This is a genomic window from Pseudomonas sp. RIT357, assembly GCF_000632245.1.
Classification (GTDB): Bacteria; Pseudomonadota; Gammaproteobacteria; order Pseudomonadales; family Pseudomonadaceae; genus Aquipseudomonas; species Aquipseudomonas sivasensis.
Map to the genome: position 1 here is coordinate 48,831 of NZ_JFYX01000014.1, position 23,619 is coordinate 72,449.

22 protein-coding genes and 3 pseudogenes are annotated in these 23,619 nt (G+C 60.3%); 11 read left to right on the forward strand and 14 right to left on the reverse strand.

Features of this window, described 5'->3' with window-relative positions:
- Positions 1-172 precede the first annotated feature (172 nt).
- From hemB to BW43_RS15200, 3 genes are all read right to left on the reverse strand, one after another.
- Positions 173-1,147: a porphobilinogen synthase gene (gene hemB / locus BW43_RS15210; RefSeq protein WP_032886664.1), complete on the reverse strand. Its 975-nt coding sequence runs from the start codon at positions 1,145-1,147 to the stop codon at positions 173-175.
- Between the two features lie 116 nt (positions 1,148-1,263).
- On the reverse strand, positions 1,264-2,106 hold the full coding sequence (locus tag BW43_RS15205) for a PhzF family phenazine biosynthesis protein (protein WP_032886665.1): 843 nt from the start codon (positions 2,104-2,106) through the stop codon (positions 1,264-1,266).
- Positions 2,107-2,109: 3 nt separating this feature from the next.
- Entirely contained in the window at positions 2,110-2,808 is a 699-nt protein-coding gene (locus BW43_RS15200) for a glutathione S-transferase N-terminal domain-containing protein (protein ID WP_032886667.1), read from the reverse strand.
- Between the two features lie 256 nt (positions 2,809-3,064).
- Here BW43_RS15200 and BW43_RS15195 point away from each other — a divergent pair, with 256 nt between their 5' ends.
- Positions 3,065-3,766: a hypothetical protein gene (locus tag BW43_RS15195; protein WP_032886668.1), complete on the forward strand. Its 702-nt coding sequence runs from the start codon at positions 3,065-3,067 to the stop codon at positions 3,764-3,766.
- 44 nt (positions 3,767-3,810) lie between these two features.
- Positions 3,811-4,866 (forward strand): permease, encoded by a 1,056-nt coding sequence (locus BW43_RS15190; protein ID WP_032886670.1) that lies wholly within the window; start codon positions 3,811-3,813, stop codon positions 4,864-4,866.
- Here BW43_RS15190 and mnmH read toward each other — a convergent pair.
- The 4 genes from mnmH to BW43_RS15170 form a co-directional block, all read right to left on the reverse strand.
- The gene (gene mnmH / locus BW43_RS15185; protein WP_050442829.1) at positions 4,856-5,989 is read right to left on the reverse strand and encodes a tRNA 2-selenouridine(34) synthase MnmH; all 1,134 of its coding nucleotides are present in this window, start codon (positions 5,987-5,989) and stop codon (positions 4,856-4,858) included. The genes BW43_RS15190 and mnmH overlap by 11 nt on opposite strands.
- Positions 5,989-7,023 (reverse strand): selenide, water dikinase SelD, encoded by a 1,035-nt coding sequence (selD, locus tag BW43_RS15180; RefSeq protein ID WP_032886671.1) that lies wholly within the window; start codon positions 7,021-7,023, stop codon positions 5,989-5,991. Before selD ends, mnmH begins: the two co-directional genes overlap by 1 nt.
- Positions 7,024-7,117: 94 nt before the next feature.
- Positions 7,118-7,867 carry a TerC family protein gene (locus BW43_RS15175; RefSeq protein ID WP_032886672.1) on the reverse strand — a complete coding sequence of 250 codons (750 nt, stop codon included), beginning with the start codon at positions 7,865-7,867 and terminating at the stop codon, positions 7,118-7,120.
- Between the two features lie 28 nt (positions 7,868-7,895).
- Positions 7,896-8,147 (reverse strand): hypothetical protein, encoded by a 252-nt coding sequence (locus tag BW43_RS15170; RefSeq protein WP_032886673.1) that lies wholly within the window; start codon positions 8,145-8,147, stop codon positions 7,896-7,898.
- Positions 8,148-8,281: 134 nt separating this feature from the next.
- Here BW43_RS15170 and nhaR point away from each other — a divergent pair, with 134 nt between their 5' ends.
- Positions 8,282-9,184: a transcriptional activator NhaR gene (gene nhaR / locus BW43_RS15165; RefSeq protein WP_032886675.1), complete on the forward strand. Its 903-nt coding sequence runs from the start codon at positions 8,282-8,284 to the stop codon at positions 9,182-9,184.
- A gap of 4 nt (positions 9,185-9,188) precedes the next feature.
- On the opposite strand, the gene BW43_RS15160 is transcribed toward nhaR, so the two are convergent.
- Positions 9,189-10,346: an MFS transporter gene (locus BW43_RS15160; protein ID WP_032886677.1), complete on the reverse strand. Its 1,158-nt coding sequence runs from the start codon at positions 10,344-10,346 to the stop codon at positions 9,189-9,191.
- A gap of 240 nt (positions 10,347-10,586) precedes the next feature.
- Here BW43_RS15160 and sstT point away from each other — a divergent pair, with 240 nt between their 5' ends.
- Positions 10,587-11,807 carry a serine/threonine transporter SstT gene (gene sstT, locus BW43_RS15155; RefSeq protein WP_032886678.1) on the forward strand — a complete coding sequence of 407 codons (1,221 nt, stop codon included), beginning with the start codon at positions 10,587-10,589 and terminating at the stop codon, positions 11,805-11,807.
- Between the two features lie 63 nt (positions 11,808-11,870).
- Here the strand turns inward: sstT and BW43_RS15150 are convergent, their stop codons facing one another.
- A complete protein-coding gene (locus BW43_RS15150) occupies positions 11,871-12,380 on the reverse strand; it encodes a DUF1993 family protein (protein WP_032886679.1) in 510 nt (169 codons plus the stop codon).
- A gap of 117 nt (positions 12,381-12,497) precedes the next feature.
- Here BW43_RS15150 and BW43_RS15145 point away from each other — a divergent pair, with 117 nt between their 5' ends.
- The gene (locus BW43_RS15145) at positions 12,498-13,145 is read left to right on the forward strand and encodes a YceH family protein (RefSeq protein WP_032886681.1); all 648 of its coding nucleotides are present in this window, start codon (positions 12,498-12,500) and stop codon (positions 13,143-13,145) included.
- Positions 13,146-13,591: 446 nt separating this feature from the next.
- On the opposite strand, the gene BW43_RS15140 is transcribed toward BW43_RS15145, so the two are convergent.
- Positions 13,592-14,410 (reverse strand): shikimate 5-dehydrogenase, encoded by an 819-nt coding sequence (locus BW43_RS15140; RefSeq protein WP_032886683.1) that lies wholly within the window; start codon positions 14,408-14,410, stop codon positions 13,592-13,594.
- 156 nt (positions 14,411-14,566) lie between these two features.
- On the opposite strand from BW43_RS15140, the gene BW43_RS15135 reads away from it, so the two are divergent.
- From BW43_RS15135 to BW43_RS15125, 3 genes are all read left to right on the forward strand, one after another.
- Complete coding sequence (locus tag BW43_RS15135; RefSeq protein WP_032886686.1) at positions 14,567-14,920, forward strand: hypothetical protein; 354 nt, start codon at positions 14,567-14,569, stop codon at positions 14,918-14,920.
- 233 nt (positions 14,921-15,153) lie between these two features.
- Positions 15,154-15,348 (forward strand): hypothetical protein, encoded by a 195-nt coding sequence (locus tag BW43_RS15130; protein ID WP_032886687.1) that lies wholly within the window; start codon positions 15,154-15,156, stop codon positions 15,346-15,348.
- 92 nt (positions 15,349-15,440) lie between these two features.
- Positions 15,441-15,623 carry a hypothetical protein gene (locus BW43_RS15125; protein WP_032886689.1) on the forward strand — a complete coding sequence of 61 codons (183 nt, stop codon included), beginning with the start codon at positions 15,441-15,443 and terminating at the stop codon, positions 15,621-15,623.
- 3 nt (positions 15,624-15,626) lie between these two features.
- On the opposite strand, the gene BW43_RS15120 is transcribed toward BW43_RS15125, so the two are convergent.
- Positions 15,627-16,694: an AI-2E family transporter gene (locus BW43_RS15120; protein WP_032886690.1), complete on the reverse strand. Its 1,068-nt coding sequence runs from the start codon at positions 16,692-16,694 to the stop codon at positions 15,627-15,629.
- Between the two features lie 160 nt (positions 16,695-16,854).
- On the opposite strand from BW43_RS15120, the gene yegQ reads away from it, so the two are divergent.
- Positions 16,855-18,168, forward strand: a complete 1,314-nt coding sequence (gene yegQ, locus BW43_RS15115) for a tRNA 5-hydroxyuridine modification protein YegQ (protein ID WP_032886692.1) — start codon at positions 16,855-16,857, stop codon at positions 18,166-18,168.
- Here yegQ and BW43_RS29575 read toward each other — a convergent pair.
- The 3 genes and pseudogenes from BW43_RS29575 to BW43_RS15105 all read right to left on the reverse strand — a co-directional run bounded on the left by BW43_RS29575 (position 18,165) and on the right by BW43_RS15105 (position 21,225).
- Positions 18,165-18,986 carry a methyl-accepting chemotaxis protein gene (locus BW43_RS29575; protein ID WP_371260722.1) on the reverse strand — a complete coding sequence of 274 codons (822 nt, stop codon included), beginning with the start codon at positions 18,984-18,986 and terminating at the stop codon, positions 18,165-18,167. The two genes, yegQ and BW43_RS29575, sit on opposite strands and share 4 nt — an antisense overlap.
- A 36-nt stretch (positions 18,987-19,022) precedes the next feature.
- Positions 19,023-19,844: pseudogene (locus BW43_RS29580) on the reverse strand (cache domain-containing protein); the annotation flags it as partial.
- Between the two features lie 61 nt (positions 19,845-19,905).
- A complete protein-coding gene (locus BW43_RS15105) occupies positions 19,906-21,225 on the reverse strand; it encodes a Na+/H+ antiporter family protein (RefSeq protein WP_164444902.1) in 1,320 nt (439 codons plus the stop codon).
- 458 nt (positions 21,226-21,683) lie between these two features.
- Here BW43_RS15105 and BW43_RS29585 point away from each other — a divergent pair.
- A pseudogene (locus tag BW43_RS29585) lies at positions 21,684-22,754 on the forward strand (HAMP domain-containing protein); the annotation flags it as partial.
- Between the two features lie 345 nt (positions 22,755-23,099).
- Positions 23,100-23,612 (forward strand): annotated as a pseudogene (locus tag BW43_RS29590) (methyl-accepting chemotaxis protein); the annotation flags it as partial.
- Between the last annotated feature and the right edge of the window lie 7 nt (positions 23,613-23,619).

Below are 23,619 nucleotides of genomic sequence, written 5' to 3' on the forward strand. Positions count from 1 at the left end.
CTGATTAATTAGAAAGATCTGCTAATACGGGCCGCGAAGCGGCCCTGGTTATGACACTGCAGTTCTTCAGGTAGATCGGTAGTGTCGGTATGGGGGGCTGCTACGCAGCCCAACGCGAGCAAGTTCGCTCGCCACATCAAGAGGTTGCTTCGCACAGTGTTAAACGCCGCCCTCAGATCCCAGCCAACGCCAAGTCCATCGCAAAGTAAGTAAAGATCAAATCCGCACCCGCGCGCTTGATCGAACCCAACGTCTCACGCACCACCCGATCCTCATCGATCGCACCCGCCTGGGCACCAAACTTGATCATCGCGTACTCACCGCTCACCTGGTAAGCCGCCACCGGCAGACGTGAGGCTTCGCGGATGTCGCGGATGATGTCGAGGTAGGCACCGGCCGGTTTGACCATCAGAGCGTCAGCGCCTTCCTGTTCGTCGAGCAGCGATTCGCGCACGGCTTCGCGGCGGTTCATGGGGTTCATCTGGTAACTCTTTCGGTCGCCTTTGAGGGCGCTGCCGCCGGCTTCGCGGAATGGGCCGTAGAGGGCCGAGGCGAATTTGGTGGAGTAGGCCATGATCGGGATATGGATGAAACCGGCGTCATCCAGCGCGCGGCGGATGGCCTGGACCTGGCCGTCCATGGCGGCCGACGGGGCGATCACGTCGGCGCCGGCGCGGGCGGCGGCTACGGCTTGTTTGCCGAGATTGACCAGGGTCGCGTCATTATCGACATGGGCGCCATGCATCACGCCGCAGTGGCCGTGGTCGGTGTATTCGCAGAAGCAGGTGTCGGACATTACGATCATTTCCGGCACGGCGTCCTTGATGATCGAGGACATGCGCGAGACCAGACCGCGTTCTTTCCAGGTATCGCTGCCGTTGGCGTCCAGGTGGTGAGACACGCCAAAGGTCATCACCGACTTGATACCGGCACGGGCATAGCGCTCGATCTCGGCAGCGAGCTTTTTCTCAGGGATGCGCTGCACACCCGGCATGCTGGTGATCGGTACGAAGTCGTCGATTTCTTCTTCAACGAAAATCGGCAGCACCAGGTCGTTGAGGGTGAACTCGGTTTCCTGGAACAAACCACGCAGCTCCTGAGAGCGGCGCAGGCGGCGTGGGCGGGCTTGGGGGAACTGGCTGGTCATGGTTTTCCTGACATAAAGGCTAAAACTTTGGGGCGAAAGCTTATGCCCCCAGGCCCCGGCAGCACAAATACCAAGGGGCCAACAGTGTATTGCGACGCTCGTAATAATGTATTGATCTAGAGCTGTAGACGCCCTTCGATACACACCGCAACAGCGCCGCCGATCCAGATTTCATCGCCCTGGCGTTCGACGCTTATACGCCCCGCGCGCCCCATGGCTGTGCCTTGACTGACCACGTAGCGCTCCGGCGCCAGGCCTTCACCCAGCAACAATTGGGCAACGCCTGCATTCAGGCTGCCCGTGGCCGGATCCTCCGGCGCGCCGTCGCCTGCGACAAAGCCACGCACTTCAAATTGGGTATCCACGTCGTCTTGTTCAGGGTTACAGGGGGCAATCACGCCTACGGCCAGCCCTTTCAGCTGTGAATAATCCGGCTGCAACGCCAGGACTTGATCACGATCCGCCAACATCACGGCGAGCCACCCCGCCCCATTGTCGACCCACTGGCTGCGTAGGATGCAGCCCGGCTCCAGGCCCAACCCCAGGCGAATACGCTCCAGCAGGTCCTCCTCCAGCGGCCCCGAACGCAACAACGGCGGCGCGATAAACGCCAGTTCATCACCTTGACGACGGATTCGCACCAGGCCGATTTCACACTCCTGGATGATCTCTTCGCCTTTGGGCACCCCGCCCGCCGTCAACCACGCGTGGCAACTGCCCAGCGTCGGATGCCCGGCAAACGGCAGCTCATGCACAGTGGTGAAAATTCTCACTCGGTAGTCAGCACGAGGATCGCGCGGCGTGAGTAAAAACGTGGTTTCACTGAGGTTGGTCCATTTAGCGAAGTCCGCCATCTGTTGATCGCTGAGGCTGTCGGCCCCCAAAACCACCGCCAGCGGGTTGCCCTTGAGCGACACGCGGCTGAACACATCCAGTTGTTTGAAATCGAAAGTCGGCATGCTTCAGCTCGGAATATTAAGGCCACGGATCACTGCCGGGCGGGCAACAAAACCGTCCAGCGCGCGCAGTACGTTAGGGAAGTCGGCGATGCCTACGATATCGCCCGATTCATAAAAGCCGATCAGATTGCGAATCCATGGGAAGGTAGCAATGTCGGCGATGCTGTAGTCATCCCCCATGATCCAGGTGCGACCGAGCAGGCGTTTTTCCAGGACTTCGAGCAGGCGGCGGGATTCGGCGGCGTAGCGGTCGCGGGGTCGCTTGTCTTCGTAGGCCTTGCCGGCGAATTTGTTGAAAAAACCCAACTGGCCAAACATCGGGCCGATGCCGCCCATCTGGAACATCAGCCATTGAATCGTTTCATAGCGTGTCGCAGGATCTTCGGAGAGCAACTGGCTGGTTTTTTCTGCCAGGTAGATCAATATCGCGCCGGATTCAAACAGCGCCAACGGCTGGCCAGCCGGGCCGTCGGGGTCGATGATCGCGGGGATTTTGTTATTGGGGTTCAGGGACAGGAACTCGGGGGACAACTGGTCCTGGGTCTCGAAACTGACCTTGTGCGCCTCGTAAGGCAGGCCCAGTTCTTCGAGCATGATCGAGACTTTTACCCCGTTGGGCGTGGGCAACGAGTACAGTTGCAAGCGCTCGGGGTGCTGGGCAGGCCATTTGCTATTGATTGGGAATGCGGCAAGTGGGTTCATCAGGAAATACCTGGCTAGGCAGAAAGTCCCCATGATAGACATCTCCCCGGTGTCCTGCATGGGTCATCAATGCGCAACATTAGCGGGCTATTATCCCGCGCAGGCGAACCAATACGCCTGCCGGCACTCATAAGTGCGCTTAAACGGTGAATGGAGGCGCCTCGCTATAACGACACGGAATACCGCAGGACGCCACCGGCGTCATTGGGGCCAGGCTTGTCCGCCTTAACGTGACGCACGAAGACTCGAACCTATAATGAAGATCAAGCCTCTGCGCCTTGTGCAACGACTCAAACACTATTCGTATGTCATGTTGCCGCTGCTGCTGGTCAGCGGCGCCATGGTTGCAGCCCTCGATGCCCGTGAAAGCCGCGCCCAACCGGTGGACGGTGTGCAAACCCTGGTGTTCCTGCGCCACGGCGAAAAACCCGCCGGCGGACTCGGCCAGCTCAATTGCCAGGGCCTGAACCGCGCGATGAACCTGGCCACCCTGCTGCCGGAAAAATTCGGCAAGGCCAACTTTGTGTTTGCTGCCAACCCGACGCGCAATGTCGAGGAAGGTGAGCTGGACAATTCCTACAGCTACATCCGCCCACTCATGACCATCAGCCCCAGCGCCATCAAGTTGGGCCTGCCGGTGAATATCAAATTCTCGGCGAATGACACCAGCGACCTCGCCGATGAGCTGGTCGAAGACAAATACCACAACGCCACCATCTACACCGCCTGGTCCCACGGTTACCTGCCGGAGTTGATCAATAAGGTGGCGAGTGAAGCGTCCGGCGAAAAACACACAATTACCGACGATTGGTCGGGCAGTGACTACGACACGCTGTATGTACTGACGCTGACCTGGCACAACGGCAAGGCCTCGCTGCTGAGCCGCAACTACAAGCAGGGCTTGAACGACGGCGATGAAACCTGCCCGGAACCGACACAGGTGAGTGCCGATAGCTGACAGCGTATGATGCGTCGCTATTGACTCACCGGCGGATCATCAGCATGTCTAAGCTCTCCTCCACCCAGCCCGTACGGGGCTGGTCGTTCTGGTGGAAACCAGCGCTGTTCCTCTTGGTGGCCTGCATAGGCCTCTATTACGTGAAGTGGTCGCCCTACTACTTCAAGGCATTTGTAGCGGCCGACAATCACAGCATCGGCGCCTCGATTCTCAACGATCAACAAAGCTCGCCCCTGGCGGCAGCGCTGGCCTATGCCCAGGTGTATTTCCTGGCGATCTGGAAAGCCGCGGTGCTGGCGGTGATCCTGGGCTCGCTGCTGCAAGTGCTGATCCCCCGTGACTGGCTGCTGCGCCTGTTCGGCCGTGCAGGCCTCGGTTCGACCGTGCGCGGCGGGTTGTTCGCCTTGCCGGGGATGATGTGCAGTTGCTGCGCGGCGCCGGTGGCGGCGGGCATGCGGCGCCAGCAGGTGTCGGTGGGCGCGGCGCTCGCTTTCTGGATTGCTAACCCGGTGCTCAATCCTGCCACCCTGGTGTTCATGGGCTTTGTGCTCGGCTGGGGATTTACCGCGTTGCGGTTGGTGGCGGGAATTGTGCTGGTGGTGGGCGTGTCGTTGGTGGCGCAGCGCATTGCTCGCCCGGACCAGATGCCTGAAGCGGCGTTGGACGCTGTCGCCGACGTCAGCACCATCGAGGCGCAACCTTTCCTGAGCCGCTGGTTGCGCACCCTGTGGCAGCTGTTCTGGAACACAATCCCCATCTACATCCTGGCGGTGCTGATCCTGGGTGCTGCGCGGGTATGGCTGTTCCCCCATGTGGACGGCGCCATGGCCAACAGCCTGGTATGGCTGGTGCCGCTGGCGATTGTCGGCACGTTGTTTGTGATTCCTACAGCGGCTGAAATCCCCATCGTACAAACCATGATGGCCCTGGGCATGGGCACCGGCCCGGCCGTGGCCTTGCTGATGACCCTGCCGAGCGTAAGCCTCCCGTCGCTGTTGATGCTGCGTAAGGATTTCGATGCGCGGGTGCTGGTGACGGTGGCCGGGTTGACCATGCTGGTGGGAGTGGTGTGTGGGCTGATCGGGGCGGTCATTCTTTAGTTATGTGGTTAGGCTGATGGCGGTTGCGCGAGCGAGCCCCACGCTCGCGCAAGTATTCCACCACCGCTGCCTGCTCCCCGGCAAACTCGATCCGTGCACCTTTCTTCTCACGTTGAAACGCGTACATAGGGTCGTAGTACTCACGTAACCCCACGATCCAACCCCGATGCAAATCCACGCTACCGCTGCGGGCCTGTTCAGCCAGGGCCGCTTGCATCAACGCGTGCAAACGCTGATAGCGCTCGCCCCCCAGACGCTTGTGGATATTGGCCAGGCTCTGGGTCAGACGCTCGGCAAACCGCTCGAAACCCGCTTCGCCAAACGCTACGGAGAACTGCGCACACAGATCGGTCACGTACTCGCGTAATACCCGCTCTACGCGGTTTTCAAGGCTTTCTTCCAGCCACACCATTGGATACACCTGCATGCCCCGGTGCAGGTTCAGCGGCAAGGCGCAGCTGCCGATCATGCGGCTTTCGTCCTCAAGCACAAACTGTTCGATGCCACGTGCGCGCTTTTTCAGAACGTCCACTGCCAGGCGGTTTTCGAAGTCGATGTTGGACGGCTGGCCGGTGGCGCGCTTGCCGAAGCTGGAACCACGGTGATTGGCGTGGCCTTCCAGGTCCAGGCCATTGTTCAACTGATTGATGACCTCGGTCTTTCCGCTGCCGGTCAGGCCGCCCAAGAGCACGAAATCACACTGTTCGACCGCTTGGTCCACGGTCTCCAACAGAAACGTGCGCATGGCCTTGTAGCCACCGCCGATCCGCGGATAGTCGATACCCGACTCGTCCTTGAGCACCTGTTTCACCAATTGCGAACGCAGGCCGCCACGAAAGCAATACAGGTAACCGTCCGGGTTGGCCTGGGCAAACTCGGTCCAACGTGCCAGGCGCTCTTCAAGCACCTTGCCGCTGACCAACTGGTGCCCAAGGACGATTGCCGCCTGCTGGCCTTGCTGCTTATAGCAAGTGCCGACGCGCTGGCGCTCGTCATCGTTCATCAGCGGCAGGTTGACGACGCCGGGGAACGCGCCCTTGATGAACTCCACCGGCGCGCGGGTATCCATCATCGGCCGGTCGTTGAGGAAAATGTCGCGGTAATCGGTGATGTCAGTTGCCATCAAAACACCTCTACCGCGTTGGTCTGTCGCTCTACCAGTGCGCCGATCGGCTCCAGGCTCAGGCCCAGTTCCTTCGCCACGGCATGGAACTCGGCATCACCTTCGGGGGTGACGGCGATCAACAGCCCGCCACTGGTCTGCGGGTCGCATAGCACGCGCTTGTGCAACTCCTGCACGCGCCCGAGTTTGCTGGCGTAGCTGTCAAAGTTGCGCAAGGTGCCGCCGGGTACGCAACCCTGGTCCAGGTAGTACTCGACCCCGGGCAGGCGTGGGACTTTTTCATATTCGATGCGTGCAGTCAGGCCACTGCCGTCAGCCATTTCCACCAGATGGCCCAACAGGCCGAAACCGGTGACGTCGGTCATGGCTGTCACGCCGGCCAGCTTGCCGAAACGGCTACCGGGCTTGTTGAGGGTGCACATCCAGTCGCGGGCCAGGCCGATGTCAGCCTCGCGCAGCTTGCCCTTCTTTTCGGCAGTGGTGAGGATGCCGATGCCTAAGGGCTTGGTCAGGTACAGCTGGCAGCCAGCAGTGGCGGTGTCGTTGCGCTTCATATGGCGCTTTTGCACGATGCCGGTCACGGCCAGGCCGAAGATCGGCTCCGGCGCGTCGATGGAGTGGCCGCCTGCCAGGGGGATACCGGCGGCGTCGCACACCGAACGGCCACCGCGAATCACTTCCCGGGCAATCTCCGGCGCCAGCACGTTAACCGGCCAGCCGAGAATGGCGATGGCCATCAACGGGTCGCCGCCCATGGCGTAGATGTCGCTAATAGCATTGGTGGCGGCTATGCGGCCGAAGTCGAAGGGATCATCGACAATCGGCATGAAAAAGTCCGTGGTGGAGACCACACCGCGCTCGTCGTCGATGGCATACACCGCCGCATCGTCCCGCGAGGCATTGCCGACCCACAGGTTGGGGTCGAGGTTCTGTGCGCCGCTGCCGGCAAGGATCACTTCCAATACCTGGGGCGAGATCTTGCAACCGCAACCCGCGCCGTGACTGTACTGGGTAAGGCGAATCGGCTGGTTCATGGTGGACCTCAAAGTAACAAGTGGGGGGAGTCTACCAGACAGCAAAAAGCCGGCTGGGCGCTTGCGAGCACAGCCGGCTTTCAGGTTTCAGCGATTACTGGCGGGCAGCGAGCAAACGCTTGTGACGGTTGCGTCGTGCGATGTTCAAGCATTCGATGGCCGCCGAGAAGGCCATGGCTGCGTACACGTAGCCTTTAGGCACATGGGCGCCGAAGCCTTCGGCGATCAGCGTCATGCCGATCATGATCAGGAAGCCCAGGGCCAGCATCACCACGGTCGGGTTGTCGTTGATGAATTTGGCCAACGGCTCAGCCGCCACCAGCATCACGATCACCGAGGTCACCACGGCAATGATCATGATCGGCAAGTGCTCGGTCATGCCCACGGCGGTAATGATGCTGTCGATGGAGAACACCAGGTCGAGCAGCAGGATCTGCCCGATCGCCGCGGCGAAGCCAATGGCCACGGTGTTGCCAACCGACGCTTTCTCTTCAGGCTCCGGGTCCATGCTGTGATGGATCTCGGTGGTGGCCTTCCACACCAGGAACAGACCACCGGCGATCAGGATCATGTCCTTCCACGAAAACGCCTGGCCGAGTACTTCAAACACCGGTGCCGTCAACTGCACGATAAACGCGATAGTGCTCAACAGGCCCAGGCGCAATATCAGCGCCATGCTGATACCGATGCGCCGTGCCTTGGCCCGGTGCTGCTCGGGTAATTTGTTGGTGAGGATCGAAATAAAGATCAGGTTATCGATGCCCAGCACGATTTCCATGACGATCAGGGTGGCCAGTGCAACCCAGGCGGTGGGGCTGGCGGCCAGTTGTAAAAGGTAATCCATAGGTCAGTCCTGAGGTTGTGCCGGGAAATTAAGCTTCTTTACTGTTCGAGTCAGACTCGTTTTCTTCCTGATCGTCCTTTTTTTGCGGACTGATAAGGCCTTGTGTCGCTTCACTCAATGCCTGCTCGGCAGCCTTGTGGGTGTCATCGATGGCTTGCTTGGCCGACTCGGTGGCCTTGCCCAAGACCTGCTGAGCACTTTTCTCGACCTGATCGCAACCGCTGATCATTACCAAGGTAAGCGCAAGCAACGATGCCGCGCCCAGGGAATTGAGCTTCATCATGTATTCCTCGTTAGAACCATTGGGTCCAAATAGTGGCCCCGCGATAGCGAGGCATTCTATGCACGCGAACACTTCAGTAAAATTCGTATTTTTCTAGCATATACTTCGGTTTTTACGAAGTGATGGCTGCCATGCTCAATTACCGACAATTGCACTACTTCTGGGTCGTGGCCAAAACCGGCAGCATTGTGCGCGCCTGTGAGCAATTGAACCTCACGCCCCAGACCATCAGCGGGCAGATCAGCCTGCTGGAACAAACCTTCGGTATCGCCCTGTTTCAACGAGTCGGCCGCCAGTTGGAGCTGACCGAAGCCGGGCGCCAGGCTCTGCCCTATGCCGAGCACATGTTCCAGACCGGCAATGAATTGGAAGCAATGCTGCGCGCGCAACCCGATCAACAGCAGATTGTGTTCCGGGTCGGTGTGGCGGATGTGGTGCCCAAGTCCATCGTCTACCGTCTGATCGCACCGACCATGGAGCTGAGCGAGCCGCTGCGCATCACCTGCCGCGAAGACAAACTCGAACGCCTGTTGGCCGACCTGGCGATCCAGCGCCTGGACCTGGTGATCTCCGACAGCCCGATGCCGTCGCACCTCGACATCAAGGGCTACAGCCAGAAATTGGGGGAGTGTGGCATCAGCTTTTTTGCCACTCAGGCATTGGCCGACCAACATGGCGGCGATTTCCCACAGTGCTTGCACGGCGCGCCGCTATTGATTCCAGGCGCGGAGACGGTGGTGCGCAGCCGCTTGCAACGCTGGTTCGCCGAGCAGCAGATCCAGCCGAAGATCATCGGCGAGTTCGATGACAGCGCCCTAATGCAGGCGTTTGGCCAATCCGGCAGCGGGATTTTTATCGCTCCCAGCGTGATCGCCGAGGAGGTGGTGCGCCAGTACGGCGTGGCGCTGATCGGTCAGACCGATGCGGTCACCGAGTCGTTCTACGCGATCTCGGTGGAACGCAAGGTCAAGCACCCCGGCATCGTGGCGATTACCGAAGGGGCAAGGCGCGAGCTGTTCACCGCCCTGCCCTGAAGACTCAGGCCCCGGACGCGACCGGCTGTTTGGCGGTCATCAGCCACAGCGCCAGCAGGATCGACACCAGGATAAACCCGGACGCCGCAAAGCCCAGACTGCCCAGGCCAAAGGTGTCGATGACGTGCCCGCCGACCAACGCCCCCAAGCCAATCCCCAGGTTGGCCCCGGCAATGTTGAGCGACGCGGCGAACGCCGGCGCATGGGGCGCGGCCTTCATCAGTCGTACATGGCTGACCAGGAACATCGCCGCTTGGGTCACGCCCCACACCGCCATCGCTGCTGCCAGGCCGACGGTGGAGTGAATCGCCGGCACCAATGCCACCATGCCGGCGATCATGAAACCGCAGAACACCATGGACGCGATCAACGGGTGGCGATCCACAGCGCGGCCGCCCAAAGAGTTGCCAATCAGCCCGACAGCACCAAAGCCCATCAGGCACCAGCCCACCAGGGTCCCGTCGAAACCGGCCAGGCGTTCAAGGATGTCCGCCAGGTAGGTATAAGCCGTGAACATGCCGCTGAACACCAGGATCGACAGCAGGATATGCCCCTGCATCAAGGGGTTGCGCAGGATCTTGAACTGCGAGCGCAGTGTCACTTCGTCGTTTTTCGGTTTCGTCACTGGCAAGTAGATAAACAGCAGCAAAGCCTTGGCCAACGCCACCACGGCCAGGATGGCGAACGCGGTACGCCAGCCGAACATATCGGAAATCAGCGTGCCCACCGGGATGCCAAATACCGTGGCGCAGACAATGCCGAAGCCGATCTTTTCAATGGCACGCCCAGCGTATTCCGGGCCGACGATGTCCACCGCCGTTTCGCTGGCCAAGGCCCAGAACACCGGCAAGCCCAGGGCCGGAATCAGACGCGCCACGGCCATTACCCAGATATTCGGCGCCAGCGCGGCCACGGTGTTGGCTGCCGCGAACATGATCAGGATGGTGATAAACAGGCGCTTGCGCGGGAAACGAGCGCAGTACGCCGTTAGGAACGGCCCGAACGCCGCTACGGTAAACGCGAACAGCGTCACCAGCAGCCCTGCCTGGGACACGCTGACATTCAGGTCCCGGGCAATCGACGGCAGCAGACCGACGATGATGAATTCTGTGGTCAGCACGGTAAAGCCGGCGGCCGACAGCAGCAGGATGGGAAACAGCATGAAAACTCCAGAAACAACGACATCAACGACAGCCCGAAGGGCCCGCTGACGGATAGGAAAGTTGAGAGGGGCGAATCTTAACAGAGTATGTCCGGAGTTGAACAAGGCTCGCCGCCGTGGGTGACGGAATGCCGCACTAAACGGGACATGTCCTACAGCATGCTAGACTCGCCGCCTGCTTCCTACAGCGCTTTCGCCTGCAATGCTGCGCCCTACTAAAAAAACTAGAGACAACTGTTTATGACTCCTGCCCCTTCCCTCCTCCAACGGCTGACACGCGTCAGCCTGGTCACGCAAATCGTCATCGGTTTAATCGCCGGCATTCTGCTGGCATTGCTGTTGCCTGAAGCCGCCAGAGCCACCGGATTTATCGGCAAAGTGTTTGTCGCCGCGCTCAAGGCAGTCGCGCCGATATTGGTGTTTGTGCTGGTGATGGCCTCGATAGCCAACCATAAACACGGCCAGGAAACCCATATCAAACCGATTCTGTTCCTGTATTTGCTGGGCACATTCGCCGCCGCCGTGGTGGCGGTGATTGCAAGCATGTGGTTTCCCTCGCCGTTGGTGCTCGTCACCCATGACGCCGCCGTCAGCGCTCCCGGCGGTATCGACGAGGTGCTGCAAAGCCTGCTGCTCAGCGTCGTGGACAACCCGATCAGCGCGCTGATGAACGCCAACTTCATCGGCATCCTGGCCTGGGCGATCGGCATGGGCATCGCCATTCGCCATGCGGGCGAAACCACCCGCACCGTGCTCGACGACCTCTCCAACGGCGTGACCCTGATCGTGCGCGTAGTTATCCGCTTCGCCCCCCTGGGTATTTTCGGCCTGGTCGCCTCGACCCTTGCCACTTCCGGTTTCGGCGCCCTGCTCGGCTACGCGCACCTGCTGCTGGTGTTGATCGGCTGCATGCTGTTCGTGGCCTTGGTGGTCAACCCGGCTATCGTGTTCTGGAAGCTGCGCCGCAACCCCTATCCGCTGGTGTTGATGTGCCTGCGCGAGAGCGGCATCACCGCGTTCTTCACCCGCAGCTCCGCAGCGAACATTCCGGTAAACCTGGCGTTGAGCAAACGCCTGGGCTTGCATGAAGACACCTATTCAGTGTCGATCCCGCTGGGTGCCACCATCAACATGGCCGGCGCCGCGATCACCATCACCGTGCTGACCCTGGCCGCCGTGCATACCCTGGGCATCAATGTCGACCTGCCGACCGCCGTGCTGCTTAGCGTGGTCGCGGCCGTGTGTGCGTGCGGCGCATCAGGCGTGGCCGGGGGTTCGCTGTTGCTGATCCCGCTGGCGTGCAGCCTGTTCGGTATTCCGAGTGAAATCGCCATGCAGGTGGTGGCCGTCGGCTTCATCATCGGTGTGCTGCAGGATTCGGCGGAAACTGCGCTCAACTCCTCCACCGATGTGCTGTTCACCGCCGCTGCGTGCCTGGGCAAGGAAGAGCAACCAGCTTAACGTTCGCGCACAAAAAAACCGGGGCGATTCCAGAGGGAACTGCCCCGGTTTTTTTATGGAAGCTTAGAACGCGCCCATGTAGTCACGCTTGCCCACTTCAACGCCGTTATGGCGCAGCAAGGCGTAAGCGGTGGTGACGTGGAAGAAGAACTGCGGCAGGCCGTAGGTCAGCAGGTAGGACTGGCCGCTGAAGCGCTTCTCTTTCGGGGTGCCTGGGCGGGTGATGATCTCGATACCTTCTTTGCCGTCGACTTGCTCAGGCTTGATGGTGTCGACAAACGCCAGGACCTTGGCGATCAGCGCTTGTAGGTCGGCGAAGGTCACTTCGCTGTCTTCGTATTTAGGCACTTCGATCTCGGCCAGGCGCGCAGAAACGCCTTTGGCGAAGTCGACGGCGATCTGCACCTGGCGCACCAGTGCGAACATGTCCGGGAACAGACGCGCTTGCAACAGAGCGTTGGGTTCGATGTTCTTGGCAGTAGCGTGGGCTTCGGCCTTGTTCAGCACATCGCTGAGGGCGTTAAGCATTTGCTTGAAGACTGGGATGGAGGCGGCGTACAGGGAAATAGTCATGACAGTCTCATCGGTAATGGCAGGGTTGGAACCAGCGGCGATTATAGCCATGCCCGGCGCTTGTCTTTTATTTTTTCAGGATTACGCTAGTGGCCTTCACTGCATAGGGAACGCGCGATGACCGCCGAGCACGACACCGACACCCCTGAGCCGCGCCTGAACAGCACGGAAATCCGCATTCTGGGCTGCCTGATCGAAAAACAGGCCACCAACCCGGAGACCTACCCCCTGACCCTCAACGCCCTGGTGCTGGCCTGCAACCAGAAGACCAGCCGTGAACCAGTGACAAACCTCAGCCAGGGCCAGGTCGGGCAAAGCCTGCGCGTACTGGAAGGCCAAGGCTTCACCCGCCTGGTGATGGGCAGCCGCGCAGACCGTTGGGAACACCGTGTGGACAAGGCACTGGAGCTGGTACCGGCGCAGGTGATCCTGATCGGGCTGCTGTTTTTACGTGGCCCGCAGACCGTCAATGAACTACTGACCCGCAGCGGACGCATGCATGATTTCGAAGATGCCGAGCAGGTGGTGCACCAACTGGAACGCCTGATTGCACGCGGGTTGGCGCTGCTGGTGCCGCGTCAGGCGGGGCAGCGGGAAGATCGGTATACCCATGCGCTTGGGGATCCGGCGGATATCGAGGTAATCATCGCGGCGCGAGGGAATCCTGTGGAGCGCGGGGCTGGAGTGTCTGTGGAGCGTATTGAAGAGCTGGAAGCGCGGATCGCAGCGCTGGAAGAGCGCCTCGCACAGCTGGAACAGGCATAACTCGGTAAAAACTGTGGGAGGGGGCGGTTCAGTTGGAACAGATTTGACTGACACACTGCTATCGGGAGCAAGCCCCCTCCCACAGTTGAGTGGATTCCAGTCCGGCAATGTGTTGATCGTGAATGCGTAAAGTTAAAGCTAAGTAACTGCCCCCCTGAAGATCAACATGTGGGAGGGGGCTTGCTCCCGATGGCGGTGGTTCAGCTGGAACAGCTTGTACTAACTCAGCGCTATCGGGAGCAAGCCCCCTCCCACAGTTGAGTGGATTCCAGTCCGGCAATATGTTGACCGTGAATGCGTAGAGATAAAGCTAAGTAACTGCCTCCCTGAAGATCAACATGTGGGAGGGGGCTTGCTCCCGATGGCGGTGCTTCAGTTGGAACAGCTTGTACTGACTCAGCGCTATCGGGAGCAAGCCCCCTCCCACAGTTGATTACCAGCGATCTTCAGCTCCGGGCAAAAGCCACGGCTTTTTCGAACTGTTCCGGGGTCGGCCGCACGCCCGTGTAGAGCACAAACTGTTCCAGCGCCTGGATTGCAATCACTTCCAGCCCAGTAATGACGCGCTTACCTTGGGCCCGTCCACGCACGATCAACGGCGTTTCGGCGGGAATCGCCACCACGTCGAACACCGTCTCGGCGTTATCAACCGCATCCGCTTCAAACGCCAACGCATCTGCCTCGGCGCCGCCGGTCATGCCAATCGGTGTCACGTTGACCAGCATCTGCGGGCGCAGGTCGCCCAGTTCAGCCAGCCACTCATACCCCAGGCTCTGCGCCAGCGCCTTGCCCGTTGCTTCATTGCGCGCCACGATTACGCCATTGGCATAACCGCCGTCACGCAAGGCGCTGGCCACGGCCTTGGCCATACCGCCGCTGCCGCGCAGGGCGAACGTGGAGTCTTTGGGCACATCGTGCTTTTTCAGCAATTGCTCGATGGCGATGTAATCCGTGTTGTAAGCCTTCAGATGCCCGCCGGTATTGACGATGGTGTTGAGGGAGGCGATGGCCTGAACCGAATCGTCGAGTTCGTCCACCAAGGCAATAGCGGCCTCCTTGAACGGCATCGACACCCCGCAACCACGAATGCCCAACGCCCGGATACCGCCTATCGCTCCCGATAAATCCTGGCTGCTGAACGCCTTATAGTAGAAATTCAGACCCAACTGTTCGTACAGGTGGTTATGAAAACGCAGGCCAAAATTCCCGGGGCGGGCCGACAATGACATGCACAGCTGGGTGTCCTTGTTGGGGTGCATCTGCATGGATAACTCCTTTGAGTAAGCAAATCGGTACAGACCTTACACAACCTTTACCTAGCGGCCGTGCTGTTTTTCAGAAATACGTTGTCTTAAAAGTATCCCCGCGACATTACTTGAGTCTATTGACTGCAGACCACAAGCGCAGGGGCCAACCGAGGAATGACCATGATTCGTAAACTCCCCAAGATCGCCTTGCTGGTAGGTGCACTCGCTATGGCCGGCCAAGCCTCCGCCCACGGTGGTGGATGGGGTGGCCCGGCCGTCTTGGGTGCACTGGTCGGCGCCGCCGTGGTGGGCTCCGTGGTTGCCAGCCAACCCCGTGAGGTCTATGTGCAGCAGCCGGTGTACGTGCAACCGCAGCCGGTGTATGCCGCGCCGCCACCGGTCTACTACGCACCGCCTCCACCTGTGTACGTGCAGCAAGAGGTGTATTACCGCCCGGCTCCCGTCTATTACGGCCCACCGCGTGGTTATTACGGCCCTCCCCACGGCTACTACCGTCACGGCTGGTAAGCCCTTATCTTCATGTTCGAAACAGGCCTCGCCCAACAAGCGAGGCCTTTTTTGTACACAACGACCGGATTTATCGCGCCAAGGTCGCTCTGAGGACAATGGCCAAGCGACAATCGCGCACTATTCAGTTCGAAAGTCTACTTGCCCGACCGGGGCTCACGCTGTCATGTTTGTGTCACGACACACTCCCACTATCGATGCAGTCCACCCAATAACAACAAGGACGACAGACCATGCCCACACAAAACCCGCACCGCACCGCTGGCCTCTGTACGTCCAGCAAGGTTTACAGCGCCCTCACGGAACTCAAGCACCTGGAAGGCCACCGCACCGCAAAATTCCTGGCGTTGCTGGCGGAAAACCTTGTGCGCAAAGGTCTGCTCAATGAGCAGGAAGTGGTGAGCATGCTCGATCAGGTGGTCGACTGACGTCTCTTGTTGATGTCGACTATTGAGCCAGGTGATTTTTCTTAAGCCGCCAGGCCCCTTAAGGTGACCCCCATAGCGATTGGAGGCCCCTTATGCCAACTGTTCAAATCATGTCTGTCATCGGCAGCGCCGTCCCCGCCCCTCTTCGGGAGCTGGGTTTGCTTGCCTGCTGGTACCTGGTACGCGACGGCGAAACCATCAGCGGACCACTCACGTCCCTGTCCGCCGCCGAAAAACAACTGCAAAACGCCTCGAATTTCCGGCTCCACGCCTGAGACTTATGGCAATGGCAGCTTGACCCGAGGCTTACTTTCGACAAACAGCGCCCAACTGGACATGAACAGCGCCGCCACCAGCGGCCCGATCACAAACCCGTTGAGGCCAAACACCGATAAGCCGCCCAGCGTCGAGATCAGGATCAGGTAGTCCGGCATCCTGGTGTCTTTGCCCACCAGGATCGGGCGCAGCACGTTGTCCACCAGCCCAATCACAAACACGCCAAACAAGCTCAACACGATGCCCTGCCAAATCGAACCGCTCAGCAGGAAGTAGGCGGCCACAGGCCCCCACACAATCCCCGCGCCCACCGCTGGCAGCAACGACAGAAACGCCATCAATACCGCCCAGAGCAACGCACTGGGAATGTCCAGGAACCAGAAAATCAAACCACCCAGTGCCCCTTGAGTCACGGCCACCAACACGTTGCCCTTGACCGTGGCACGCACCACCCGATTGAACTTCAGCTGCAACCGGCGCTTCTGCGGCTCGGCCAGCGGCACTGCCGTACGCACTTTGCGCACCAGTTCCGGACCGTCGCGCAGCAGGAAAAACAGCAGATACAGCATGATGAAAAAACTCACCAGGAAATCAAACGTTCCCTGCCCAAAGCTGAACGCCTGGGACGCGAAGAACTGGCTGCCCTGCATCGCGCTCTTAACGATATTCTCACGCAGCCCCTCAAGGTTACCCATGCCAAAGCGGTCCAGCAGGTGCTGGAAGTAAGGCGGCAGGAAGTGCTTGAACTGCTCGATATAACCGGCCACGTCGAGCTTGCCACTCTCGATGTTTTTGTAGAGCGTCGCGCCCTCTTGCACGAGCAAGGCGCTGGTGATGATCACCGGCAGGATCGCGATCACCAGGCACACCATTAAGGTACTCAGGGATGTAAGGTTGCGGTTCCAGCCGAACCGCTGCTGCAGGCGGCGCTGCATGGGGGCAAAGATGATGCCGAGGATCACGGCCCAAAACACCGCACCGTAGAACGGCAGCAATATCCAGATAAAGGCGATGGTCACCAGGACCAGCAGCAGCAACAGGGTTTTGAATTGCAGGTTGGTTTGATTCATGTTCGATCCATGTCAAAAAAGCAGGGCGCGCGTATGCGTCCCGGTGCTTAGTCCCCCGCAACTCCTGGGAGTGCCATCTTTGTTGAGGTAAGCGTAGACCCAGATCAATAAAGCCTTGCGCCGCTTCAACTACCCTCGCGCCTTTTTGCGACCCAAGCCCATGCCTCCTATCATCGCCCCCGAACTGCTCGCCCCCGCCGGCACCCTGAAAAACATGCGCTACGCCTTCGCCTACGGCGCCGATGCGGTGTACGCCGGCCAGCCGCGCTACAGCCTGCGCGTGCGCAACAACGAATTCGACCACGCCAACCTGGCCCTCGGCATTGACGAGGCTCATGCACAGGGCAAGCGCTTTTACGTGGTGGTCAACATCGCGCCGCACAACGCCAAACTCAAAACCTTCCTCAAGGACTTGGCCCCGGTCATCGCCATGGGCCCGGACGCACTGATCATGTCTGACCCTGGCCTGATCATGCTGGTACGTCGGCATTTTCCGATGATGCCGATTCACTTGTCAGTGCAGGCCAATACGGTGAACTGGGCCAGCGTGGAGTTCTGGCAGCAGCAAGGGATTTGCCGAGTGATCCTGTCGCGGGAACTGTCACTGGAAGAGATTGAAGAAATCCGCCAGCAGGTGCCGGCCATGGAGCTGGAGGTGTTTGTACACGGTGCCCTGTGCATGGCCTATTCCGGGCGCTGCCTGCTCTCGGGCTACATGAACAAGCGCGACGCCAATCAAGGCAGTTGCACCAATGCCTGTCGCTGGAAATACCAGGCCACACCGGCGGTGGAGAACGCCACGGGGGATATCGTCCAGGAGTATCAGCCGACCCTCGGGATGGGCGCACCGACTGATCAGGTGTTCCTGTTGCAGGAGGCCAACCGTCCCGATGAGCAGATGCCCGCCTTCGAAGACGAACACGGCACCTACATCATGAACGCCAAGGACCTGCGCGCGGTGCAGCACGTAGAACGCCTGACTCACATGGGTGTGCATTCGCTGAAAATCGAAGGCCGCACCAAGTCCCACTTCTACTGCGCACGCACCACCCAGGTGTATCGCCAGGCCATTGATGATGCAGTGGCCGGTCGCGCGTTTGATCGTGGCTTGATGACCAATCTGGAGTCCCTGGCCCAACGCGGCTACACCGAGGGTTTTCTGCGCCGCCATGTGCACGATGAATACCAGAACTACCAGAACGGCAGCTCAGTATCCGAGCGCCAGCAGTTTGTGGGCGAGTTGACCGGCGAGCGCCGGGGCGACCTGGCCGAGGTCAAGGTTAAAAACCGCTTTGCCGTGGGTAATCACCTGGAGCTGATGACCCCCGCCGGCAATTTCCACTTTGACCTGGCCGACTTGCGCAACGCCAAGGGCGAAGCCATCGAGGTCGCGCCGGGGGACGGACACACAGTGTATGTGCCGCTCCCGGCCCAGATGGACTTGCGCTTCGGCTTGCTGATGCGCGACGTTTAAATCCGGAACTGCCCGACCAATTGCCCCAAACGATGCCCCAGATCCGCCAGGCTGCGAGAGGTCTGGGCGCCCAATTGGGTTTCGTCTGCCACGCTGTCCACCGCCACGGCAATCTGGTGCACGCTGCGGTTGATCTCTTCGGCCACAGCGGTCTGTTCTTCGGCGGCGCTGGCGATTTGTGCGTTCATTGAATTAATGGTGCCGATCAACTGGGCCATGGTGTCCAGGGATGCGCCAGCCTGATTGGCCTGGGCCGAAGTGCCGTCACCGGCATCGCTGGAGCGGCGCATCGCGTCCACGGCGGCGACCGTGCCTTTTTGCAGGCGGTCAATCATGCCCTGGATTTCCTGGGTGCTGGTCTGGGTGCGACTGGCGAGGGCACGTACTTCGTCGGCGACCACCGCAAAACCACGGCCGGCCTCCCCTGCCCGCGCGGCTTCAATCGCCGCGTTCAGGGCCAACAGGTTGGTCTGCTCGGCAATCGAACGGATTACGCTCAATACGCTGACAATCGACGCCACATCCTGCTGCAGGCTGTCGAGGGATACGCCGCTGCTGCGGATATCGCTCACCAATGCATGGATCTGCGCGATGCTACCGTCCACCACCCGCTTGGCGGCCTGGCCTTCGGCGTCGGTCTGTTGCGCCGCCACGGAGGCGCCCTGGGCACTGCGCGCCACTTCTTGCGCAGCCGAGGACATCTGGTTGATCGCGGTGGCCACCTGGTCGGTCTCGTGGCGCTGGCGTTCCATGGCCTGCTCCGAGCGCTGGGCCTGGTCGGACACCTGGCTCACCAGCCCGGTCAGTTGCGCGGTCATTTCGGTGATCTGGCGCACCAGGCCGTGGATCTTGTCGACAAACCGGTTAAACGCGCCGGCCAGCTCGCCCAACTCATCCTGACTGGTGATGGCCAGGCGGCGGGTCAAGTCGCCTTCACCGGCCGCGATGTCATCAAGGTTGGCTTTCATCAGGTGCAGCGGACGCAGGATGGTATTGGCCAGCAGCATGCCCACGGCGGCAATCACCAACAGCACTACCGCGGCCACGCCAAGGATGCTCAGCAACACGCCTTCCATGCGCTTTTCTACCTTGGCCTCGACCACTGCCACCTGGGCTTCGATGCCGTCCAGGTTCACCGAGGTACCGATGACCATGTCCCACTTGGGCAGGTATTCGGTGTAGCCGAGCTTGGGCACCAGTTCGGTCTGGCCGGGTTGGGTGGAGCTGTATTGCAGGTAGTGGCTGCCGTCCTTACCGACCTTGACCAAGTCGCGGTTGACGTAGACGCCGTTGGGGTCACGGTTGTCCTTGAAACTCTTGCCCACGCCGTCGGGGCTGTTGCCCTTGAACAGGCGGATGGTCTCGGAGTCGTAGCCGAAGAAGTAACCGTCCTTGCCGTAGCGGGTGTTGGACAGCAGCTTGACCACCTCGGCGCGCGCCGCTGTGTCGCCAGGTGCGGCAGCGTCGTAAAGCGGCTTGATGGTGGTCATGGCCACTTCTACATAACTTTGCAGAGTGGCCTTGGCGTCGTTGAGCAGGCGCTGGCGGGTTTCATCCACCTCGTTGCGCGCCTGCCCCTGGAGGATCCATACGGTGGTCAGGCTGATCACCACGGCAAACAGCAGCACCGGCACGATCGCGAGGGACAGTACTTTGGCCTTCAAATTCAGACGCATGGCTTTTCTCTCTTATTAGGCGACTTGAGAGGTTATCGACCAACGTCAATGAATCTGTAGATCAGAGCGTCATCGCCGCAAACCAGCCAAATGCCAGCAACGGGATGTTGTAGTGCAGGAACGTCGGCACCACGGTGTCCCAGATATGGTGATGCTGGCCGTCGATATTCAGGCCGGAGGTCGGGCCGAGTGTCGAGTCCGACGCCGGTGAACCGGCGTCGCCCAGCGCCCCCGCCGTACCGACGATGCACACGATGGCCATCGGGCTGAAGCCCAACTGCACACACAGCGGCACAAAAATCGCGGCAAGGATCGGCACCGTGGAAAACGACGAGCCGATGCCCATGGTCACCAACAGGCCCACCAGCAACATCAACAACGCACCGACCCCACGGCTGTGGCCGATGAACGCCGCCGAGGTTTCCACCAGCGAGCGCACGTCGCCGGTGGCCTTGAGCACCTCGGCAAAGCCTGAGGACGCAATCATGATGAAGCCGATCATAGCCATCATCTTCATGCCTTCGGTGAACAGGTCGTCGGTGTCGCGCCAGCGCACAATCCCCGACACCGAGAAGATGAGGAAGCCGGCCAAAGCGCCGATGATCATCGAGTCCAGCCACAGTTGAATGATGAACGCCGAGGCAATCGCCACGCCGGCCACCATCAGGGTCAGCGGGTTGTACTGAACGGCCACTTGCTCGACCCGCTCGATTTTTTCCAGGTCATACACACGTTTTTTGCGGTAGCTGATAAACACCGCCACCAACAGGCCAACCACCATGCCCAGGGCGGGCAGGCTCATGGCGTGGGTCACGTTGACCTGACTGATGTCCACCCCACTGTTGGCCACATTGGCCAGCAGGATCTGGTTAAGGAAGATGTTGCCGAAGCCCACCGGCAAGAACATGTAGGGGGTGATCAGGCCGAAGGTCATCACGCAGGCAACAAGGCGGCGGTCCAGTTGCAGCTTAGTCAGCACGTACAACAGTGGCGGCACCAGCAGCGGGATAAACGCAATGTGGATCGGCAGGATGTTCTGCGATGCAATCGCGACTGCCCACAGCAGGCCGATCAACAGCCATTTGACGTGGCTGCCGCCGCTGGCTTCCTGGCGGTCGACCAGCAACAGCGCCTTGTCCGCCAGGGCGTGGGCCAGGCCTGACTTGGCAATCGCCACCGCGAAAGCGCCGAGCAATGCGTAGGACAACGCCACGGTCGCGCCGCCGCCCAAACCGCCGTTGAAGGCTTTGAGCGTGGCTTCGATGCCCAGGCCACCGGTCAACCCGCCCACCAGGGCGCCGACAATGATGGCGATGACCACATGCACGCGGGACAGGCTGAGCACCAGCATGGTGCCGACCGCGGCGATGACTGCGTTAATCATGGTTACCTCAAGCAGAAACATAAAAAACAGGCATGCCCGCGCCCAGGTGGCCATTGGCTGGCGACCCGCGTGCAGGCTTTAAGGAGGTCTTATTAGAGGGCGCGCACTTTGCAGCAGGTAGGGCTACATGTCAAAAAACGACACCGATTTCAGATTTAAATTGATTGTTTGAATAAAGAAGCCTTCACAGCGGCCGATAAACTGACTCTATGTGCTTTCAGGTTAAGGATGTCCCGATGTCGCTCAGGCAGCTCTCCATTCAGTGGAAAATCACCCTGCTCGCCGGTCTTTGCCTGCTAGGGATCGTGACCCTACTGGTGGGTTTGTCGCTGTATCGCATGGCGCAAAGCTCGGAGCAGGTTCAGGCGTCCAGCATGCAGATGCTCAACACCTCCGCCCAGGCACGCATCGAAGCCCAGGGCGAAGCGCAGGCGCTGGGTATTCGTCGACAGTTCATGGATGCCTACCAATACGGCCACGGTTTTTCCCGTCAGGTCCTGTTCCTGCGCGAACAGGCCGAAAAGCGCTTCCTCGATGCCTTCGACACCCGCGAAGACCTGACCCGCCAGGTCAAGGCCGCGCTGCAGGCCAACCCGGACTTGCTGGGTTTGTCCCTGGTGTTTGAAGCCAACGCGCTGGACGGCAAGGACGAGTTGTTCGCCGATCAGGCGGAGCTGGGCAGTAACAACAAGGGCCGCTTCGCCCTGTACTGGTCTCAGCCGACTCCGGGCACACTCACCTCGATGGCGCTGCCTGAAAGCGACATGGCCGACACCAGCATCGGCCCCAGCGGTGAACCGGCAAACGCCTGGTTCACCTGCCCACGCACCACCCTCAAGCCATGCGTGATCGAACCCTACTTTTATATGATCAACGGCCAGAACGTGCTGATGACTAGCATCGTGTTCCCGCTGATGGTCAACGGCAAAGTCATCGCGTCGCTGTCGGTGGACATCAACCTCAACAGCCTCCAGGCCGTGAGCCAACAGGCCAGCAAAAAACTGTACGACGGCCAGACCCAAGTGAGCATCCTCAGCTCCACCGGTTTGCTCGCCGGCTACAGTGCGGATGCCACTCAATTAAGCAAACGCCTGGATCAAGTCGACACCGTCAGCGGCCCTAAAGTGCTCAGTGCATTGGCCAGCGGCCCACAGATCCGCAGCCTGCGCACCGACCTTCAACTCAAGGTGCTGGCGCCGTTCGCGCCGATCCCCGACGGCAAACTGTGGGGCGTATTGCTGGATGTGCCGGAAAAAGTCCTGGTCGGCCCAGCCGAAGCACTGAAGGCGCAATTGGATGCCGACAACGCGCGTGGCACGTTGCTGGAACTGGGCCTGGGCCTGCTGGCCGCGGTGATCGGCCTGATCCTGGTATGGCTGATGGCCCGCAGCGTGACGCGACCGATCCTCGGCGTGGCACACATGCTCGAGGACATCGCCAGCGGCGAAGGCGACCTGACACGTCGCCTGGCCTACGACAAGAAGGATGAATTGGGGCAGCTCGCGGGCTGGTTCAACCGTTTCCTCGACAAGCTGCAGCCGATCATTGCCGAAGTGAAACGCTCGGTGCAGGACGCTCGTGGCACCGCCGACCAATCCGCCGCGATTGCCACGCAGACCAGCGCCGGCATGGAACAGCAGTACCGTCAGGTCGACCAGGTGGCTACCGCCTCCCACGAAATGAGTGCTACCGCCCAGGACGTCGCCCGCAGCGCGGCCCAGGCCGCGCAAGCCGCACGCGATGCCGACCAGGCCACCCGCGACGGCCTTACCGTGATCGACCAAACCACCACCAACATCGGCCACCTGGCGGCGGATATGAGCACGGCCATGGCCCAGGTCGAAGGCCTGGCCGCCAATAGCGAGAAAATCGGCTCGGTACTTGAAGTGATTCGCGGCATTGCCGAGCAGACCAACCTGCTGGCGCTCAACGCAGCTATCGAAGCCGCCCGCGCCGGTGAGGCCGGTCGTGGCTTTGCGGTGGTGGCGGATGAAGTGCGCAACCTTGCGCGGCGCACCCAGGAATCGGTGGAAGAAACCCGCCTGGTGATTGAGCAACTGCAAAGCGGCACCGAGGATGTAGTCGGTTCCATGGGCAACAGTTATCGCCAGGCGCAGGGCAGTGTCGAACAGGTCGGCCAAGCCGTGACGGCCCTGCGCCAGATTGGCGATGCGGTCACAGTGATCAGCGACATGAACCTGCAGATCGCCAGCGCCGCCGAAGAGCAAAGCGCGGTGGCCGAGGAGATCAACAACAACGTGGCAACCATTCGCGATGTGACCGAGTCGTTGTCGGAACAAGCCAATGAATCGGCGCGGGTGAGCCAGGCGTTGAACAGCCTGGCGAATCAGCAACAGGGGTTGATGGACCAGTTCCGCGTCTGAGGGTTGA

Bases quoted from the DNA above. Each gene is read 5' to 3' on its own strand.
- nhaR (WP_032886675.1), top strand. From the start codon at position 8,282: ATGCTCAATTACCGACAATTGCACTACTTCTGGGTCGTGGCCAAAACC.
- sstT (WP_032886678.1), top strand. From the start codon at position 10,587: ATGACTCCTGCCCCTTCCCTCCTCCAACGGCTGACACGCGTCAGCCTG.
- BW43_RS29575 (WP_371260722.1), bottom strand. From the start codon at position 18,986: ATGACCGCGCAACTGACCGGGCTGGTGAGCCAGGTGTCCGACCAGGCC.
- BW43_RS15150 (WP_032886679.1), bottom strand. From the start codon at position 12,380: ATGACTATTTCCCTGTACGCCGCCTCCATCCCAGTCTTCAAGCAAATG.
- BW43_RS15125 (WP_032886689.1), top strand. From the start codon at position 15,441: ATGCCAACTGTTCAAATCATGTCTGTCATCGGCAGCGCCGTCCCCGCC.
- hemB (WP_032886664.1), bottom strand. From the start codon at position 1,147: ATGACCAGCCAGTTCCCCCAAGCCCGCCCACGCCGCCTGCGCCGCTCT.
- BW43_RS15190 (WP_032886670.1), top strand. From the start codon at position 3,811: ATGTCTAAGCTCTCCTCCACCCAGCCCGTACGGGGCTGGTCGTTCTGG.
- BW43_RS15145 (WP_032886681.1), top strand. From the start codon at position 12,498: ATGACCGCCGAGCACGACACCGACACCCCTGAGCCGCGCCTGAACAGC.
- selD (WP_032886671.1), bottom strand. From the start codon at position 7,023: ATGAACCAGCCGATTCGCCTTACCCAGTACAGTCACGGCGCGGGTTGC.
- BW43_RS15170 (WP_032886673.1), bottom strand. From the start codon at position 8,147: ATGAAGCTCAATTCCCTGGGCGCGGCATCGTTGCTTGCGCTTACCTTG.
- BW43_RS15130 (WP_032886687.1), top strand. From the start codon at position 15,154: ATGCCCACACAAAACCCGCACCGCACCGCTGGCCTCTGTACGTCCAGC.
- BW43_RS15175 (WP_032886672.1), bottom strand. From the start codon at position 7,867: ATGGATTACCTTTTACAACTGGCCGCCAGCCCCACCGCCTGGGTTGCA.
- BW43_RS15120 (WP_032886690.1), bottom strand. From the start codon at position 16,694: ATGAATCAAACCAACCTGCAATTCAAAACCCTGTTGCTGCTGCTGGTC.
- BW43_RS15195 (WP_032886668.1), top strand. From the start codon at position 3,065: ATGAAGATCAAGCCTCTGCGCCTTGTGCAACGACTCAAACACTATTCG.
- mnmH (WP_050442829.1), bottom strand. From the start codon at position 5,989: ATGGCAACTGACATCACCGATTACCGCGACATTTTCCTCAACGACCGG.
- BW43_RS15160 (WP_032886677.1), bottom strand. From the start codon at position 10,346: ATGCTGTTTCCCATCCTGCTGCTGTCGGCCGCCGGCTTTACCGTGCTG.
- yegQ (WP_032886692.1), top strand. From the start codon at position 16,855: ATGCCTCCTATCATCGCCCCCGAACTGCTCGCCCCCGCCGGCACCCTG.
- BW43_RS15140 (WP_032886683.1), bottom strand. From the start codon at position 14,410: ATGCAGATGCACCCCAACAAGGACACCCAGCTGTGCATGTCATTGTCG.
- BW43_RS15200 (WP_032886667.1), bottom strand. From the start codon at position 2,808: ATGAACCCACTTGCCGCATTCCCAATCAATAGCAAATGGCCTGCCCAG.
- BW43_RS15135 (WP_032886686.1), top strand. From the start codon at position 14,567: ATGACCATGATTCGTAAACTCCCCAAGATCGCCTTGCTGGTAGGTGCA.
- BW43_RS15205 (WP_032886665.1), bottom strand. From the start codon at position 2,106: ATGCCGACTTTCGATTTCAAACAACTGGATGTGTTCAGCCGCGTGTCG.